At 41.2% G+C, this 13,928-nt stretch carries 16 protein-coding genes; 15 read left to right on the forward strand and 1 reads right to left on the reverse strand.

The window, feature by feature from the left end; genetic code table 11:
- The first annotated feature begins 389 nt into the window (after nt 1-389).
- The 4 genes from cmk to fni all read left to right on the forward strand — a co-directional run bounded on the left by cmk (nt 390) and on the right by fni (nt 4,010).
- Entirely contained in the window at nt 390-1,064 is a 675-nt protein-coding gene (gene cmk, locus V7654_RS02280; protein ID WP_335428145.1) for a (d)CMP kinase, read from the forward strand.
- A gap of 2 nt (nt 1,065-1,066) precedes the next feature.
- The gene (locus V7654_RS02285) at nt 1,067-1,648 is read left to right on the forward strand and encodes a lysophospholipid acyltransferase family protein (RefSeq protein ID WP_335428147.1); all 582 of its coding nucleotides are present in this window, start codon (nt 1,067-1,069) and stop codon (nt 1,646-1,648) included.
- Nucleotides 1,649-1,808: 160 nt separating this feature from the next.
- Complete coding sequence (gene rpsA / locus V7654_RS02290; protein WP_335428149.1) at nt 1,809-2,945, forward strand: 30S ribosomal protein S1; 1,137 nt, start codon at nt 1,809-1,811, stop codon at nt 2,943-2,945.
- A gap of 15 nt (nt 2,946-2,960) precedes the next feature.
- Nucleotides 2,961-4,010, forward strand: coding sequence for a type 2 isopentenyl-diphosphate Delta-isomerase (fni, locus tag V7654_RS02295; RefSeq protein WP_335428150.1), 1,050 nt, complete (start codon nt 2,961-2,963; stop codon nt 4,008-4,010).
- 51 nt (nt 4,011-4,061) lie between these two features.
- On the opposite strand, the gene V7654_RS02300 is transcribed toward fni, so the two are convergent.
- The gene (locus V7654_RS02300) at nt 4,062-4,205 is read right to left on the reverse strand and encodes a YpzI family protein (RefSeq protein WP_335428151.1); all 144 of its coding nucleotides are present in this window, start codon (nt 4,203-4,205) and stop codon (nt 4,062-4,064) included.
- Nucleotides 4,206-4,520: 315 nt separating this feature from the next.
- On the opposite strand from V7654_RS02300, the gene V7654_RS02305 reads away from it, so the two are divergent.
- The 11 genes from V7654_RS02305 to mtrB all read left to right on the forward strand — a co-directional run bounded on the left by V7654_RS02305 (nt 4,521) and on the right by mtrB (nt 13,723).
- Nucleotides 4,521-5,135, forward strand: a complete 615-nt coding sequence (locus V7654_RS02305) for a YphA family membrane protein (RefSeq protein ID WP_335428152.1) — start codon at nt 4,521-4,523, stop codon at nt 5,133-5,135.
- The gene (locus V7654_RS02310; protein ID WP_335428154.1) at nt 5,128-6,021 is read left to right on the forward strand and encodes a YIEGIA family protein; all 894 of its coding nucleotides are present in this window, start codon (nt 5,128-5,130) and stop codon (nt 6,019-6,021) included. The genes V7654_RS02305 and V7654_RS02310 overlap by 8 nt, the downstream gene beginning before the upstream one ends.
- Nucleotides 6,021-6,203 (forward strand): capping complex subunit for YIEGIA, encoded by a 183-nt coding sequence (locus V7654_RS02315; protein ID WP_438825242.1) that lies wholly within the window; start codon nt 6,021-6,023, stop codon nt 6,201-6,203. The genes V7654_RS02310 and V7654_RS02315 overlap by 1 nt, the downstream gene beginning before the upstream one ends.
- A gap of 230 nt (nt 6,204-6,433) precedes the next feature.
- On the forward strand, nt 6,434-7,744 hold the full coding sequence (gene der, locus V7654_RS02320) for a ribosome biogenesis GTPase Der (protein ID WP_335428157.1): 1,311 nt from the start codon (nt 6,434-6,436) through the stop codon (nt 7,742-7,744).
- Between the two features lie 19 nt (nt 7,745-7,763).
- A complete protein-coding gene (locus V7654_RS02325) occupies nt 7,764-8,810 on the forward strand; it encodes an NAD(P)H-dependent glycerol-3-phosphate dehydrogenase (RefSeq protein WP_335428158.1) in 1,047 nt (348 codons plus the stop codon).
- Between the two features lie 347 nt (nt 8,811-9,157).
- A complete protein-coding gene (locus tag V7654_RS02330) occupies nt 9,158-9,358 on the forward strand; it encodes a DUF2768 domain-containing protein (RefSeq protein ID WP_335428160.1) in 201 nt (66 codons plus the stop codon).
- A 28-nt stretch (nt 9,359-9,386) separates the two neighbouring features.
- Nucleotides 9,387-10,097, forward strand: coding sequence for a hypothetical protein (locus V7654_RS02335; protein ID WP_335428161.1), 711 nt, complete (start codon nt 9,387-9,389; stop codon nt 10,095-10,097).
- Nucleotides 10,098-10,338: 241 nt separating this feature from the next.
- Nucleotides 10,339-11,817 (forward strand): stage IV sporulation protein A, encoded by a 1,479-nt coding sequence (gene spoIVA, locus V7654_RS02340; RefSeq protein ID WP_335428163.1) that lies wholly within the window; start codon nt 10,339-10,341, stop codon nt 11,815-11,817.
- 568 nt (nt 11,818-12,385) lie between these two features.
- On the forward strand, nt 12,386-12,658 hold the full coding sequence (locus tag V7654_RS02345) for an HU family DNA-binding protein (RefSeq protein WP_079509561.1): 273 nt from the start codon (nt 12,386-12,388) through the stop codon (nt 12,656-12,658).
- A gap of 193 nt (nt 12,659-12,851) precedes the next feature.
- Nucleotides 12,852-13,418 (forward strand): GTP cyclohydrolase I FolE, encoded by a 567-nt coding sequence (folE, locus tag V7654_RS02350; RefSeq protein ID WP_041965672.1) that lies wholly within the window; start codon nt 12,852-12,854, stop codon nt 13,416-13,418.
- Nucleotides 13,419-13,489: 71 nt separating this feature from the next.
- Nucleotides 13,490-13,723, forward strand: a complete 234-nt coding sequence (mtrB, locus tag V7654_RS02355) for a trp RNA-binding attenuation protein MtrB (RefSeq protein ID WP_335375701.1) — start codon at nt 13,490-13,492, stop codon at nt 13,721-13,723.
- Nucleotides 13,724-13,928: the final 205 nt, after the last annotated feature.

Raw genomic sequence — 13,928 nt, forward strand, 5'->3', positions numbered from 1 at the left:
AGGAGTCTACGCGCCTTCCACTCCAATCAACAGGGTTTCAATAACTCCTCGATGGACTGTATATTTGTCGACAAACTGTAAGCAGGTCATATGCCTGCTTTTTTTATGTTGATTTGATTTATGGTCATTGTTGTATTTATTGATGTCTGGAGCTGGAATTAAAGCACATCTTATGTAAGAAGTAATCGGCATTGCTATCTTCCGATTTAAACGATATTTTAGAGTAGATGTTGCATGAACACCGGATGCTTAATTGTTTCTATCAATTTACATAATTTTAATTAGATTGTTCACTAAAAAATGAAATGATTAAAGAGGAATAAATAAATTTTGTGTTAAAATAAGAGAGAAAATATATTGCAACAACATTGATTGTACCAGGAGGAAATATGAGTAAACGAATTTCTATTGCTATCGACGGTCCTGCAGCAGCGGGGAAAAGTACGGTTGCGAAAATTGTAGCCGAAAAACTTGCATATGTATACATTGACACAGGGGCTATGTACCGTGCACTTACATACAAGGCTTTAAGAGAAGGCGTCAGCTTAAATGATGAAACAGACTTAATCAGTCTTTTGAATGATACTACTATTGAACTTTTCCCAGGAGAAGCGGGGCAAAAAGTTGTGCTTGATGGAATCGAGGTCACTCAGGAAATCAGAACTGCTGAGGTGACAAATCAAGTATCGTATGCTTCAATCCATGAGCAAGTAAGGAAAGAAATGGTGAAGCGGCAGCAAATCTTTGCGAAAGACGGCGGAGTAGTAATGGATGGCAGGGACATTGGGACTCACGTACTTCCCAATGCGGAGGTGAAAATTTTCCTTCTTGCCAGTGTGGAGGAAAGAGCACAAAGAAGGCATGCTGAGAATACCCAGAAGGGATTTCACTCAGATTTAGAACAATTGAAAGCGGAGATTTCCGCAAGGGATAAAATTGATTCAGAGCGCGAGGTTGCACCACTTAAAAAGGCAGATGATGCCGTTGTAATCGATACTACATCCTTGTCAATCGCAGATGTGGTCGAAAAAATAATGGAATTGGCGCTTGAAAGGATCGGGTGACATTGACGTTTTATTCATTTGCTAGATCAGTTGTAAATACCGTAATGAAACCAATTTACCGTATTGAGGTTATAGGAAAGGAGAACATTCCTTCGGAAGGAGGAGTTCTTCTTTGTGCTAATCATATTTCCAACCTTGATCCGCTTGTTGTAGGAACTACCACCAAACGACCTGTACATTTCATGGCAAAGGATGAGCTTTTCTCAGTGCCTGTACTTGGGAAAATTGTAAGCAACGTTAATGCGTTTCCTGTTAAGAGAGGGATGAGCGATAGGGAAGCATTAAGAAAAGGACTTGGAATTTTAAAAGAAGGAAAGGTTTTAGGATTGTTTCCAGAGGGAACAAGAAGCAAGACAGGTGAAATGGGTAAGGGACTTGCAGGAGCGGGTTTCTTTGCTCTAAGGTCAGATGCCTATGTTGTTCCTTGTGCGATCATCGGCCCTTATAAAGCATTTAATAAATTGAGAGTAGTGTACGGAAAGCCAATTGATATGGATTCTGTCAGGGCTAACAAGCTGAATGCTGAAGAGGCAACCGACTTGATTATGAGTGAAATCCAAAAGCTGATAACCCCATATAAGTAATGTTTCTTGCTTGACAAAAATGCCTGTTTGTAAGAAGTTATTAAGAAGAGATATTTTTAGAATTTTCACTTAGTAGTTTAATTATGTTGTTTTTCAATGTGGTGAAGCCACCACAAAAGCATATAATTTTGCAGCAGTCATGGATTAAGGAGGAGTACATATGTCAGAAGATATGAATCAAATCGAGGTTAAAAATTTTGAAAATGGTGACCGTGTCAAAGGCCAGGTAACCAAAGTAGAAGAAAAGCAAGTCCTTGTCGACATTGAGGGCAGCAAACTTGATGGAATCATTCCTATCAGTGAGCTATCCAGTCTTCATGTGGAAAAGGCTGAAGATGCAGTATCAGTTGGCGATGTATTGGAGTTAGAAGTCCAGAAGGTTGAAGAAGAAGCATTAATTCTTTCAAAGAGAAAAGTAGATGCAGAAAAAGCATGGGATCAGCTCAAAGGGAAATTTGAAAGCGGCGAGGTTTTCGAAGCAGAGGTTAAGGATGTAGTGAAAGGCGGTCTGGTTGTTGACTTAGGCGTCCGCGGCTTTGTGCCTGCATCACTAGTTGAATCACACTTTGTAGAGGACTTCTCGGATTATAAGGGCAAAACGCTCAGCTTTAAAATTGTTGAGCTTGAGCAGGAGAAAAATCGCCTGATTCTTTCTCACCGCGCTGTCGTGGAACAAGAACAAGGAAAGAAAAAACAGGACCTGCTTTCTGCAATCCAGGCAGGACAGGTAATCGAAGGAACTGTCCAGAGAATCACAGATTTTGGCGCATTTGTTGATATTGGCGGAGTTGATGGGCTTGTTCATATTTCACAGCTTTCCCACGAGCATGTTGAAAAGCCGTCTGACGTAGTTGAGGAAGGCCAAAAGGTTCAAGTTAAGGTTTTAAGCGTTGACCGGGACAATGAGCGTATTTCATTATCTATTAAAGAAACACTGCCTGGACCATGGGCTGACATCGAGGAAAAAGCTCCAAAAGGAAGCACTCATGAAGGTACTGTCAAACGTCTCGTATCTTATGGCGCGTTTGTAGAAGTATTTCCGGGAGTGGAAGGTCTCGTCCACATTTCACAAATTTCACATAAACATATCGGCACTCCGCATGAAGTCCTGAAAGAAGGACAGAATGTTAAGGTGAAGGTACTTGAAGCGAATAAGGCTGATCAAAGATTGTCACTTAGCATGAAGGAGTTTGAAGAGAGAGAAAGCAATGAAGCTTTTGACTACGAACTTCCAGAAGAATCAAAAGGCTTCAGTCTAGGTGATATGATTGGAGACAAGCTAAAGAATCTAAAATAGTAATGGTGATAAATAGTGTCAAGATCAAAGAGGAAATGGGACCATATTCAATATGCACTTGAAACAGGCCAAAAACGGCTTACTGGTTTTGACGATATCAAGTTTGTTCACCAAAGCTTGCCGGATACCAATCTAGCATTAATAAATTTGCAGACTCAAATTGGCGAACTTTCATTAAGTTCGCCAATTTTTATCAATGCAATGACAGGCGGCGGCGGAGAAAGAACATATCGAATTAACCGTGACCTTGCAATTGCTGCAAAGGAGACTGGTTCAGCTATTGCAGTAGGATCACAAATGGCTGCCTTGAAAGATCCTGCAGAACGCAGGACTTATGAGGTTGTAAGGGAAATGCATCCAGATGGGGTTATTCTAGCTAATTTGGGCAGTGAAGCAACGGTAGAACAGGCGTTGGCAGCAGTTGATATGATTGCAGCAAATGGGATCCAAATCCATCTGAATGTCGTTCAGGAATTGACCATGCCTGAGGGTGACAGGAATTTTCAAGGGGCTTTGCAGCGGATCATCGAAATCCAGCAAAGGGTGGGAATACCTGTTATCGTAAAGGAGGTTGGATTTGGCATCAGTGCTGAAACGGCAACTGAGCTTACTTCTTCAGGAATACGGTATATCGATATTGGCGGATTTGGAGGAACCAATTTCGCAGCCATTGAAAACAAACGTAGAAATCGTGTACTGTCTTTTTTTGATAACTGGGGCATTCCTACTGCAGCTTCACTCGTGGAGTGCAGGGCTGCGTCACCGGAAATCTCTTTGATTGCCTCAGGTGGAATACAAAACTGCGCAGAAATTGTTAAGGCTCTTTCGCTGGGTGCAGATGCCGCAGCATTAGCAGGCTTTTTGCTTAAGATTCTTCTTGAGCATGGGGTTGAAAGTGTAGTAAATGAAATTGAGTTAATAAAAAAAGAAATGTCAGTCATTATGGCTGCTCTCGGAGCGAACAGTATTGAAGAGCTTAGGAGAGTTCCTCTTGTGATTTCCGGCGATACCCATCATTGGCTTGAGCAAAGAGGAATAGATACGAAGGCGTTTAGCCGGAGGTAACGGAAGACCCCTGCAAAATTTGCAGGGGTCTTCTGTCTGTTTTAATGATGATTAGCTATACTTGCCATCATTGAGGGTACGTGCCTCTTCCGGACTTTGCATTTTAGTTGCTCCTGGATAATGCAATGCCTGGTCACGGTCTGATTCTACTCGGCGGCTTTTCTTTAACTTCTTTTCCTGTCTGTCTCTTCCCATATCTGCACCTCCTGTTCATGGATTTTAAGAAAAGTTATTTGTTATATGCCTTCTTTGAGTTTGAGATCAGCCTCAAGGGTTGTTTTCAACCCTTGCAGACTTTATCTACACAAACCACTTCGGGGGGTGCAGCACGTGTTATAAAGCTCGAAGGCAGCAATTAGCTCCAGAATATCCATCCATGATGCTTATAGCCGTATGGCCTCACTGATGAACTTTTCCCCTTTTCTTAACATGGAACAGTGCAAAAAGTTTATGCAAAGAAGATTAAATTACATAAGTAATTGCCATAATGGAAATGATAGGAGGGGAATAATGGAGGGTCTATATTTTTATTGGCTGGCGTGGATGGCATGGATTTGGGCTACCTTTTTTATGGATAAGAAAAATCCCGCAAGGATGAAAATTGCTGTCTGGCTTTTGGCTGCCATTGTAGCTGCGCCATATAAGATTCATTTGTTTATTTTTGATTTACATCTCTCGGCATTTTCAATTGCCATGTTCTTATTTATAGAGACAAGGAAAAAAAAGACAGGCTCATTTCTTTATTTGTACCTTTCTTCATTCATTATCATGCTGGCATATACAAGCTTTTTGCTTTTTGAATTGTATGATCCTGTTTGGGTTCTTTTTGACCGAAAAATCATGATTGCAGCAATTGGCTTTTATCTTGCGCTCTTACTACAGAAGAACAAATACAATCGGGGTTTGGCATTGATTTCGGGATTTTTGCAAGGTGAAATCCTGTACTCAATGATCCTTTGGCAATTTAACTTTCCTTATTCAATATCATCTCTAGCCTTTTTGGATATTCTGATCATTTCTTTAGCTATGCTGATAACTTGGTCAGCTATTGAAACGGCTATAGCCATAATGTCTAGGAGTACGCTTAATCAAGCGGAACGGAAGGAACAAAAACTACATGAATGAATACACATTGCCCATCGTTTTCGGGATTGCGACGGGAACACTTGCGAGGCTTTTTATGCTTCGGACGGATTATCGCCAATACCCAACGTATTTGCACGGAAAGATCATCCATGTTGCACTTGGTTTTATTGCTGCAGGGCTTGGTACTGTTGCTGGCCCTGCCATTATGGAAGAAGAATTTACGGCAATCACCTTTTTGACACTCGCAGCTTCACAATTCAGGGAAGTGAGGAATATGGAGAGGAATACCCTGACGGAACTCGACAGTTATGAGCTTGTTTCTAGAGGCAAGACATATATTGAAGGAATTGCGATAGCCTTTGAAAGCCGAAATTATCTTGTTATATTTACCTCCCTTGTCAGCACGCTTGCTTACCTTTTGATCAATATTTGGGCAGGGATAATCGGAGCGATTGTTGCACTTTTTATTTCCAAGCTGCTAATGTCTGGTGGAAAGCTGAAAAATATTGTAGAGATTGAATATGTTGAACCGAGATTTGAAGGTGCTGGACTTTACGTGGATAATATTTACATTATGAACATAGGTCTGCCTGAACGCCAAAAAGAAGTTCTTAGTTACGGAATGGGATTTATTCTAAAACCCAAAAATATGAATGCTCGCTCCACGATCGCAAATCTGGGCCAGAGACAAGCGGTGCTTCATGATTTATCTACTGCACTTGGAGTGTACCGCGATTCAGGGACACCTGCTCTTGTGCCGCTGGCAAAGAGAGATCTAGATGATGGGAGAGTTGGCGTATTCGTTCTGCCTCAAGAACGGAATATCGAACGGGCAATAAGTATCATTGGTGATGTCCCTACGCTAGAAAATGCAATCAGGATGCCTTCTGAGAAGAAAAGTACTGCTGGAGGTGCTGGGAATTGATGCTTGAGAAGTTTGTACTTGCGGTCATCACTACCAATCCAAAGAAAGCACCATCCGGAACTGCCGTGTTCCATTGTGATACGAAAGAAGAGATGGAAACTGTCGCAGCGAACCTGGAAGCCATTCTTGATGGGATTGCCCACGCGCTCACTGAGGAGCTTTTTATCATTGTGAAACATTGACAGGAAATGTTTTCATTGCCTGTATACGGCATCTTTTGATAAACTGATAAAGCCAGACCCTTCTGTATACTGAGAAGGGTTTATTTTATAAGGCTATTTCTTTTAGCTGATTGTGTGTACCAGCCAGCGACCAAGAATGAACCTTTACTAATGATGAAAACCTGAGAAGTTTGAAATTGTTATGGCCAGGTCGGCGACCTGCATTAATAGAATTTGAAAGGGTGATATTCATGACGAAACCAGTGATAGCTATCGTTGGGCGTCCGAATGTCGGCAAGTCTACGATTTTTAACCGAATCGTTGGTGAACGTATTTCGATCGTTGAAGATATTCCTGGAGTAACAAGGGATCGTATATACAGTTCAGCTGAATGGCTGACACATGATTTTAACATTATTGATACCGGTGGAATTGATTTAGGAGACGAGCCTTTCCTAGATCAAATCCGCCAGCAGGCTGAAATTGCAATTGATGAGGCAGATGTAATCATCTTCCTTGTGAATGGGAGAGAAGGGGTCACGTCTGCTGATGAAGAAGTAGCCAAAATCCTTTATCGATCAAACAAGCCTGTAGTGCTTGCTGTTAATAAAATTGACAATCCTGAGATGAGAGATATGATTTACGACTTTTACGCTCTAGGTTTTGGTGAACCATTTCCTATCTCAGGCTCACATGGCCTTGGACTAGGTGATTTGCTTGATGAGGCGGCAAAACATTTCCCTGATCCAAAGGACGATGACTACGATAAAGATGCAATTAAATTCTCTTTGATTGGGCGTCCAAATGTAGGAAAGTCATCACTTGTAAATGCCATCCTCGGTGAGGAACGCGTCATTGTCAGTGATATTGCAGGAACGACAAGGGATGCGATTGACTCGCAGGTTACTTATAATGGGCAAAAATATCTCATTATTGATACCGCGGGTATGAGAAAAAAGGGAAAAGTTTATGAAACAACTGAAAAGTACAGTGTTCTAAGGGCATTAAGGGCAATTGAGCGATCAGATGTTGTTCTTATTGTCATCAATGCAGAAGAAGGCATCATAGAGCAAGATAAGCATATCGCCGGCTATGCGGAAGAAGCTGGACGGGCTGTTATCATTGTCGTCAATAAATGGGATGCAATTGAAAAAGATGAAAAAACAATGAAGGAATTTGAGGAAAAGATTCGCGCTCATTTCCAATTCTTAAGCTATGCACCGATTGTTTTCTTATCGGCTAAAACGAAGAAGCGTATCCATACATTGATGCCGATGATCGATTTGGCAAGTGAAAACCATGCGATGAGGGTACAAACTAACATCCTGAATGAAGTAATCATGGATGCTGTTGCAATGAATCCAACGCCGTCAGATAAAGGGAAAAGGCTTAAGATTTATTACGCGACTCAAGTATCAACCAAGCCGCCGACATTTGTTGTATTTGTCAATGAGCCTGAGTTATTGCATTTTTCTTATGAGCGCTTTCTTGAAAACAGGATTCGGGATGCCTTTGATTTCACAGGTACTCCGATTAAGATTTTTGCCAGAGAAAGAAAATAATAAAAAGGTTGTGGTTTAAATGGAACGGAAGAGAGAGAAAATAGCTGTCCTTGGTGCCGGAAGCTGGGGAACAGCATTGGCAATGGTCCTCGCTGACAATGGACATGAGGTTCGACTGTGGGGCCAGAATCCTGCCCAAATAGACGAAATCAATCAGCAGCATACCAATAAGAAGTATCTTCCCGAAATTACTCTGCCTGCAACCATCATTGGATATTCTTCGCTTCAAGAGGCGTTAGCTGGGGTAAAAACCGTAATCATGGCGGTTCCAACAAAGGCGATTCGTGAAGTAATCAGGAAAATGACAGATGTCCATGCGAATTCTTTACTTATTGTCCATGTAAGCAAAGGAATAGAACCAGATTCCTTGCTGCGGATTTCCGAAATGATTGAAGAGGAAATGCCAGCTGAGTTGCTTGATAGTGTTGTGGTGCTTTCCGGCCCGAGCCATGCTGAAGAAGTCAGCCTGCGCCACCCAACAACGGTAACAGTGTCTTCAAAGGCTATGGAATCAGCTGAAAAAATCCAGGATTTATTTATCAACAATAACTTCAGAGTTTACACCAACCCTGATTTAATTGGTGTCGAAATCGGTGGGGCACTGAAAAACATCATTGCTTTAGCAGCTGGTATCTCAGATGGATTGGGTTATGGTGATAACGCGAAGGCTGCCTTGATCACTAGGGGTCTTGCGGAAATAGCACGCCTGGGTGTGAAAATGGGTGCGAGTCCTTTGACTTTTTCAGGTTTAACCGGAATTGGGGATTTGATTGTGACGTGTACAAGCGTCCACTCACGCAACTGGCGGGCTGGTAACCTGCTCGGCAGGGGGCAAAACCTCGATGAGGTCCTTGAGAACATGGGGATGGTTGTAGAGGGTGTACGAACAACCAAGGCTGCATACCAGCTCGCTGGAAAGTATGACGTGAATATGCCTATAACAAATGCTCTTTATAACATCCTGTTCAATAATGTTTACCCAAAGGACGCGGTAGACGATTTAATGTCCCGGCAGAAAACACATGAAATGGAAGATTTAGCTGACATTCTTGGCGGGAAAAACTGATCAGAAAAATTTTCCTGAGAATAATATTGTTAAAATAGGCATTCGAGGATGCGATTTCCTTTTTGCTTGCATAAAATGCATCGAAGCAAACTGGTGGTTTGAACTGGGTGATAGGGTATTTAGTCAATATAGGCTGAGGTAAAGTTGTCCGCCCCTTCTTTACCTCAGCTTTTTTATGTTAAAGATCACAGTTGCATATTAAAGTCCCATTGATTGAAGCGACTGGAACGGAATCGAAGTTTTAAGTTATAAGTTATAAGTTGATTGCTTTACATAATGTATTTTAGGAATATTAATTTGATCTCCGCTTATGTTATAATACTTCTCGGAAAAGGGAGGGGTTTATTTTGTCACCGGCATTATTAAAGATGTACGTATCTTTTATTGGCATGGGCTGTATGATCGCCTCGTTGCTTGCAATTTATTTGAGCAGATTTAAGCTAAAAGGTTTCTTTAAGGTTATTACGGCGGTCATTGCCTATATTTTAATGATCACTGCTGGACTGATTATCTTTTTTGTTGTGTTCAGCGGCCCGACGAGCGAATAAAATACATAGGATTAAAGGGTTGGTATTAATGAATAAATTCCGTTTCTTTCTGCCATTCATCCTTGTTTTGATCACATTGACAGGCTGCATGTATCCGGAAGAAAAACTTGTTCAGAATCAAGTTCCTTATAAAGATCAACTGGACAGTGTACAGTCAGCTGTGGAACAATTTCAGGAAGCGAATGGCGGTATTTTGCCAATTAAAACAAGGGATGCTGAGACACCAATCTATCAAAAGTATCCTATAGATTTTAAAAAAATAGCACCTAAATATTTATCTGAACCGCCAGGAAACGCATATGAAAACGGCGGTATATTCCAATATGTCCTCGTTGATGTTGAGGAAAACCCTACCGTTAAATTGCTGGATTTACGAATCGCAGAAACCATCCGTGAAATCAAAATGAGAATTGAAGCGAATGGTTATCCGCCTTTCAAGGATCAAATAGCGGATAATATCTATACACTGGATTTTAAAAAGATCGGCTATAAACAAGAACCTGTTGCAACCAGCCCTTTCACTAACCAGAACCTTCATTTCATCATATCGACTGATGGAGAGATCTTCGTTGATTACAGGAGCGATCTTTACCAGGCGATTAAATCAACAAAGCTGGATTTGAATGAGGGCGAAGATATCCGCCATATCCTAGTAAATGAATCGATGTTTGTACCTGCATATTCTCTTCCATACACTATTGATAAGAGCACGAGCGAACCAATCTTTTTAGAGAAATAGTCATAACCCTTCTTCTGCAAAATATATTGTAGAAGAAGGGTTTTTTTTTGTCTTAAAAAAGAAATCAACTGTTCTCATAAAAGGACACTTAGAAGTCTTTTGTTTGTGAATAAAAAATAAGGAGGTAAAAAAATAAATAATTGTCATATCGATATAGGACAACATCATAAATATATACTGTCCCAGATTACTAATTTGGATGATATTATTCCCACTAACTCTATGATCGGGAGGGGATCACTTGGAAAAGGTAGATATTTTTAAGGATATTGCCGAGAGGACTGGCGGCGATATTTACCTGGGTGTTGTTGGTGCGGTGCGTACTGGCAAATCCACTTTTATCAAAAAATTTATGGAGCTGGTGGTTTTACCTAATATTAATAATGAGGCTGACAGGGCAAGAGCACTAGATGAATTGCCGCAGAGCGCCGCAGGTAAAACTATTATGACGACTGAGCCGAAATTCGTTCCCAACCAGGCAGCATCCGTGCACGTGGAAGAAGGCCTGGATGTCAATATCAGGCTCGTAGATTGTGTTGGCTACACTGTTCCTGGAGCGAAGGGTTATGAGGATGAAAATGGCCCACGAATGATCAATACACCTTGGTATGAAGAACCTATTCCATTCCACGAAGCTGCAGAAATTGGAACGAGGAAGGTTATTCAAGAGCACTCTACTCTTGGAGTTGTTGTTACGACTGATGGGACAATTGGGGAAATCCCAAGACAGGATTACATCGAAGCAGAAGAAAGAGTAATTGAGGAATTGAAGGAAGTTGGGAAACCGTTCATCATCGTGATCAACAGTGCACAGCCATACCACCCGCATACAGAAACACTGAGAGCTCAGCTAGCTGATAAATATGATATTCCAGTGCTTGCAATGAGTGTTGAGAGCATGAGGGAATCTGATGTGCTAAATGTTATGAGGGAAGCACTTTATGAGTTCCCTGTACTTGAAGTGAACGTTAACCTTCCTAGCTGGGTAATGGTGCTTCGAGAAAATCACTGGCTGCGTGAAAGCTATCAAGAAGCAGTGAAAGAAACAGTAAAAGACATTAAAAGATTGAGAGATGTCGACAGAGTCGTCCACCAATTCAGCGATTTCGAGTTCATTGACCGTGCTGGCCTTGCCGGCATTGAAATGGGCCAGGGTGTAGCTGAGATTGATTTATATGCCCCAGATGACCTATACGATGATATCCTCAAGGAAATCGTCGGCGTGGAAATCCGCGGCAAGGATCACCTGCTTGAGCTAATGCAGGAATTTGCATATGCCAAGGCGGAATTTGACCAGATTTCAGATGCTCTTAAAATGGTTAAGCAAACAGGATACGGAATTGCTTCTCCTTCACTGTCTGACATGAGCCTGGAAGAGCCAGAAATCATTCGCCAAGGTGCGCGATTTGGAGTTCGTCTAAGGGCTGTAGCGCCATCGATCCATATGATTAAAGTGGATGTCGAGTCAGAGTTCTCTCCAATCATTGGTACAGAGAAGCAAAGTGAGGAACTCGTCCGATATTTAATGCAGGACTTCGAAGATGATCCACTATCAATCTGGAATTCAGATATCTTTGGCAGAAGCTTAAGCTCTATCGTGCGCGAAGGAATTTCAGCCAAGCTAAGCCTGATGCCTGAAAATGCCCGCTATAAATTAAAAGAAACGCTGGAACGAATCATTAACGAAGGATCTGGCGGATTAATTGCAATCATTTTATAATTGGACTCCTCCTGGGAGTCTTTTTGTTTTTATATGCTTTGTAATTTCCCTCATTTGATTTAAGGACTTTGACGATTGGATTTTCAAAATGGCTGTGATAAATGTAAATGTGGATTTTAGCTTCTGTTGATTGGAGCGGAGGGTACTCGACTCCTGCAGGCTCAACGGAAGCACCGCGGAAAACGAATGCCTGGAGCGGAAATCAACAGTCTAATTAACTTAGCCCTCAAATAAAAGTGTAAATGTTTTATTTTCAACCGATGGGGTAAGTAAAAAGGGTTAACATATTACAATTATGTTTCAAAGAAGAAAAGATTCCCATTATTTCTCGAAATTATCTTGATAAGAAGAAAACATTGTGATAATCTTTTAACAGAATTAGCGTTGTGGCTTTCAAACCCTTATATAATAAGGATTTAAGGCAAATTGATTTCATTTTCACGGTTTTTTACGACCTGTGTGAATAAAATCCACAAGCAACGTATAGAATTCATTTGTTTTGTTTAGAAATGTAGTAACAATGCTTTATTTCTGAGCAATGGGATATCTTTGGGAGGAGGTGAATGGCATGAACAAAACAGAACTTATCAATGCAGTTGCAGAAGCTGGTGAGCTTTCTAAAAAGGATGCAACAAAAGCAGTTGACGCTGTTTTTGATTCAATCTTAAATGCATTAAAAGATGGGGACAAAGTACAGTTAATCGGTTTTGGTAACTTCGAAGTGCGTGAGCGCGCTGCCCGTAAAGGCCGCAACCCACAAACTGGCGACGAAATCGAAATCTCTGCAAGCAAGGTGCCTGCTTTCAAACCTGGCAAAGCGCTTAAGGATGCAGTGAAATAATTACATACGACGCACTGAGCGTATGCTTAAGCAAAAGGCCGCGACCTGTTCGCGGCCTTTTTTGTTTGCCAGCCAAAGGGAAAGTTTTTGCTTGCACTGAAATGGTTATGCTAAGATGAAAATATTATAATCAAATAGCTTATTTAATATGCGCGATTATAATCAGATTTATGGAACATAGGAGGAAATGCAGATGTCGAACGTCAATCGTGCCCAGATTGAAGAAGCGGTACGTTTAATATTAGAAGCAGTAGGCGAGGATCCAAACCGTGAAGGATTACTTGATACACCAAAACGTGTAGCAAAAATGTATGAAGAAGTTTTCTCCGGATTGAACCAAGATCCGAAGGAATACTTTGAAACAATTTTTGGTGAGGATCATGAGGAACTAGTATTGGTTAAGGATATCCCGTTCTACTCTATGTGTGAACATCACTTGGTCCCATTCTTCGGTAAGGCCCATGTCGCATACATTCCAAGAGGCGGAAAGGTAACAGGGCTTAGCAAGCTTGCAAGGGCGGTTGAAGCAGTAGCGAAAAGACCGCAGCTTCAAGAGAGGATTACCTCCACAATTGCAAATTCGATAATGGAAAAACTAGACCCTCATGGAGTGATGGTTGTTGTCGAAGCAGAACATATGTGTATGACAATGAGAGGAGTCAAGAAGCCGGGCTCGAAAACGGTAACTTCTGCTGTACGCGGGACTTTGGCGGAAGATGTAAATGCTCGTGCAGAAATCCTGTCATTGATTAAAGGTTAAAATAGTAATCATGGCTAAAAGTAATTCTTTTAGCCTTTAGATGCTTTATTTTTCCTGTAAGGGGGATAATAATGGATAAGAAACCAAGTGTAAACACGGATTACGTAGTAATAAAAGCTATTGAAGATGGAGTGAATGTGATTGGGCTTACAAGAGGGACGGATACTCGTTTCCATCATTCTGAAAAGCTTGATAAAGGCGAGGTCATGATCGCACAGTTTACTGAACATACATCTGCTATCAAAATCAGGGGGCATGCCAAGATTGTGACACCGTTTGGAGAAATTGAAAGCGAAAAGAGATAAAATAGTCCAACTTTAACTATTTTGTTACAAAATACGCTCTTTTTAAGGTGACTGGCTTTTAATTTATAATATCACGTCCATCTTAATATCATTTATGATATAATTGTCACTGCCTTGGAATGTTCGGTACAACTGCAAACTAGTTATATAGGCGCTTTTTTTATGTCTGTTTTATATTTGTCTAGCTCCAGCGCCTAGCCCCTCG

This window comes from Bacillus sp. JJ1609, from assembly GCF_036967045.1.
In the GTDB taxonomy this organism is placed as follows: domain Bacteria; phylum Bacillota; class Bacilli; order Bacillales; family Cytobacillaceae; genus Mesobacillus.

Coding starts and splice junctions, on each gene's coding strand:
- V7654_RS02305 (WP_335428152.1), top strand. CDS start 4,521: ATGGAGGGTCTATATTTTTATTGGCTGGCGTGGATGGCATGGATTTGG.
- der (WP_335428157.1), top strand. CDS start 6,434: ATGACGAAACCAGTGATAGCTATCGTTGGGCGTCCGAATGTCGGCAAG.
- V7654_RS02310 (WP_335428154.1), top strand. CDS start 5,128: ATGAATGAATACACATTGCCCATCGTTTTCGGGATTGCGACGGGAACA.
- rpsA (WP_335428149.1), top strand. CDS start 1,809: ATGTCAGAAGATATGAATCAAATCGAGGTTAAAAATTTTGAAAATGGT.
- V7654_RS02325 (WP_335428158.1), top strand. CDS start 7,764: ATGGAACGGAAGAGAGAGAAAATAGCTGTCCTTGGTGCCGGAAGCTGG.
- cmk (WP_335428145.1), top strand. CDS start 390: ATGAGTAAACGAATTTCTATTGCTATCGACGGTCCTGCAGCAGCGGGG.
- mtrB (WP_335375701.1), top strand. CDS start 13,490: ATGGATAAGAAACCAAGTGTAAACACGGATTACGTAGTAATAAAAGCT.
- folE (WP_041965672.1), top strand. CDS start 12,852: ATGTCGAACGTCAATCGTGCCCAGATTGAAGAAGCGGTACGTTTAATA.
- V7654_RS02335 (WP_335428161.1), top strand. CDS start 9,387: ATGAATAAATTCCGTTTCTTTCTGCCATTCATCCTTGTTTTGATCACA.
- V7654_RS02315 (WP_438825242.1), top strand. CDS start 6,021: ATGCTTGAGAAGTTTGTACTTGCGGTCATCACTACCAATCCAAAGAAA.
- V7654_RS02345 (WP_079509561.1), top strand. CDS start 12,386: ATGAACAAAACAGAACTTATCAATGCAGTTGCAGAAGCTGGTGAGCTT.
- V7654_RS02300 (WP_335428151.1), bottom strand. CDS start 4,205: ATGGGAAGAGACAGACAGGAAAAGAAGTTAAAGAAAAGCCGCCGAGTA.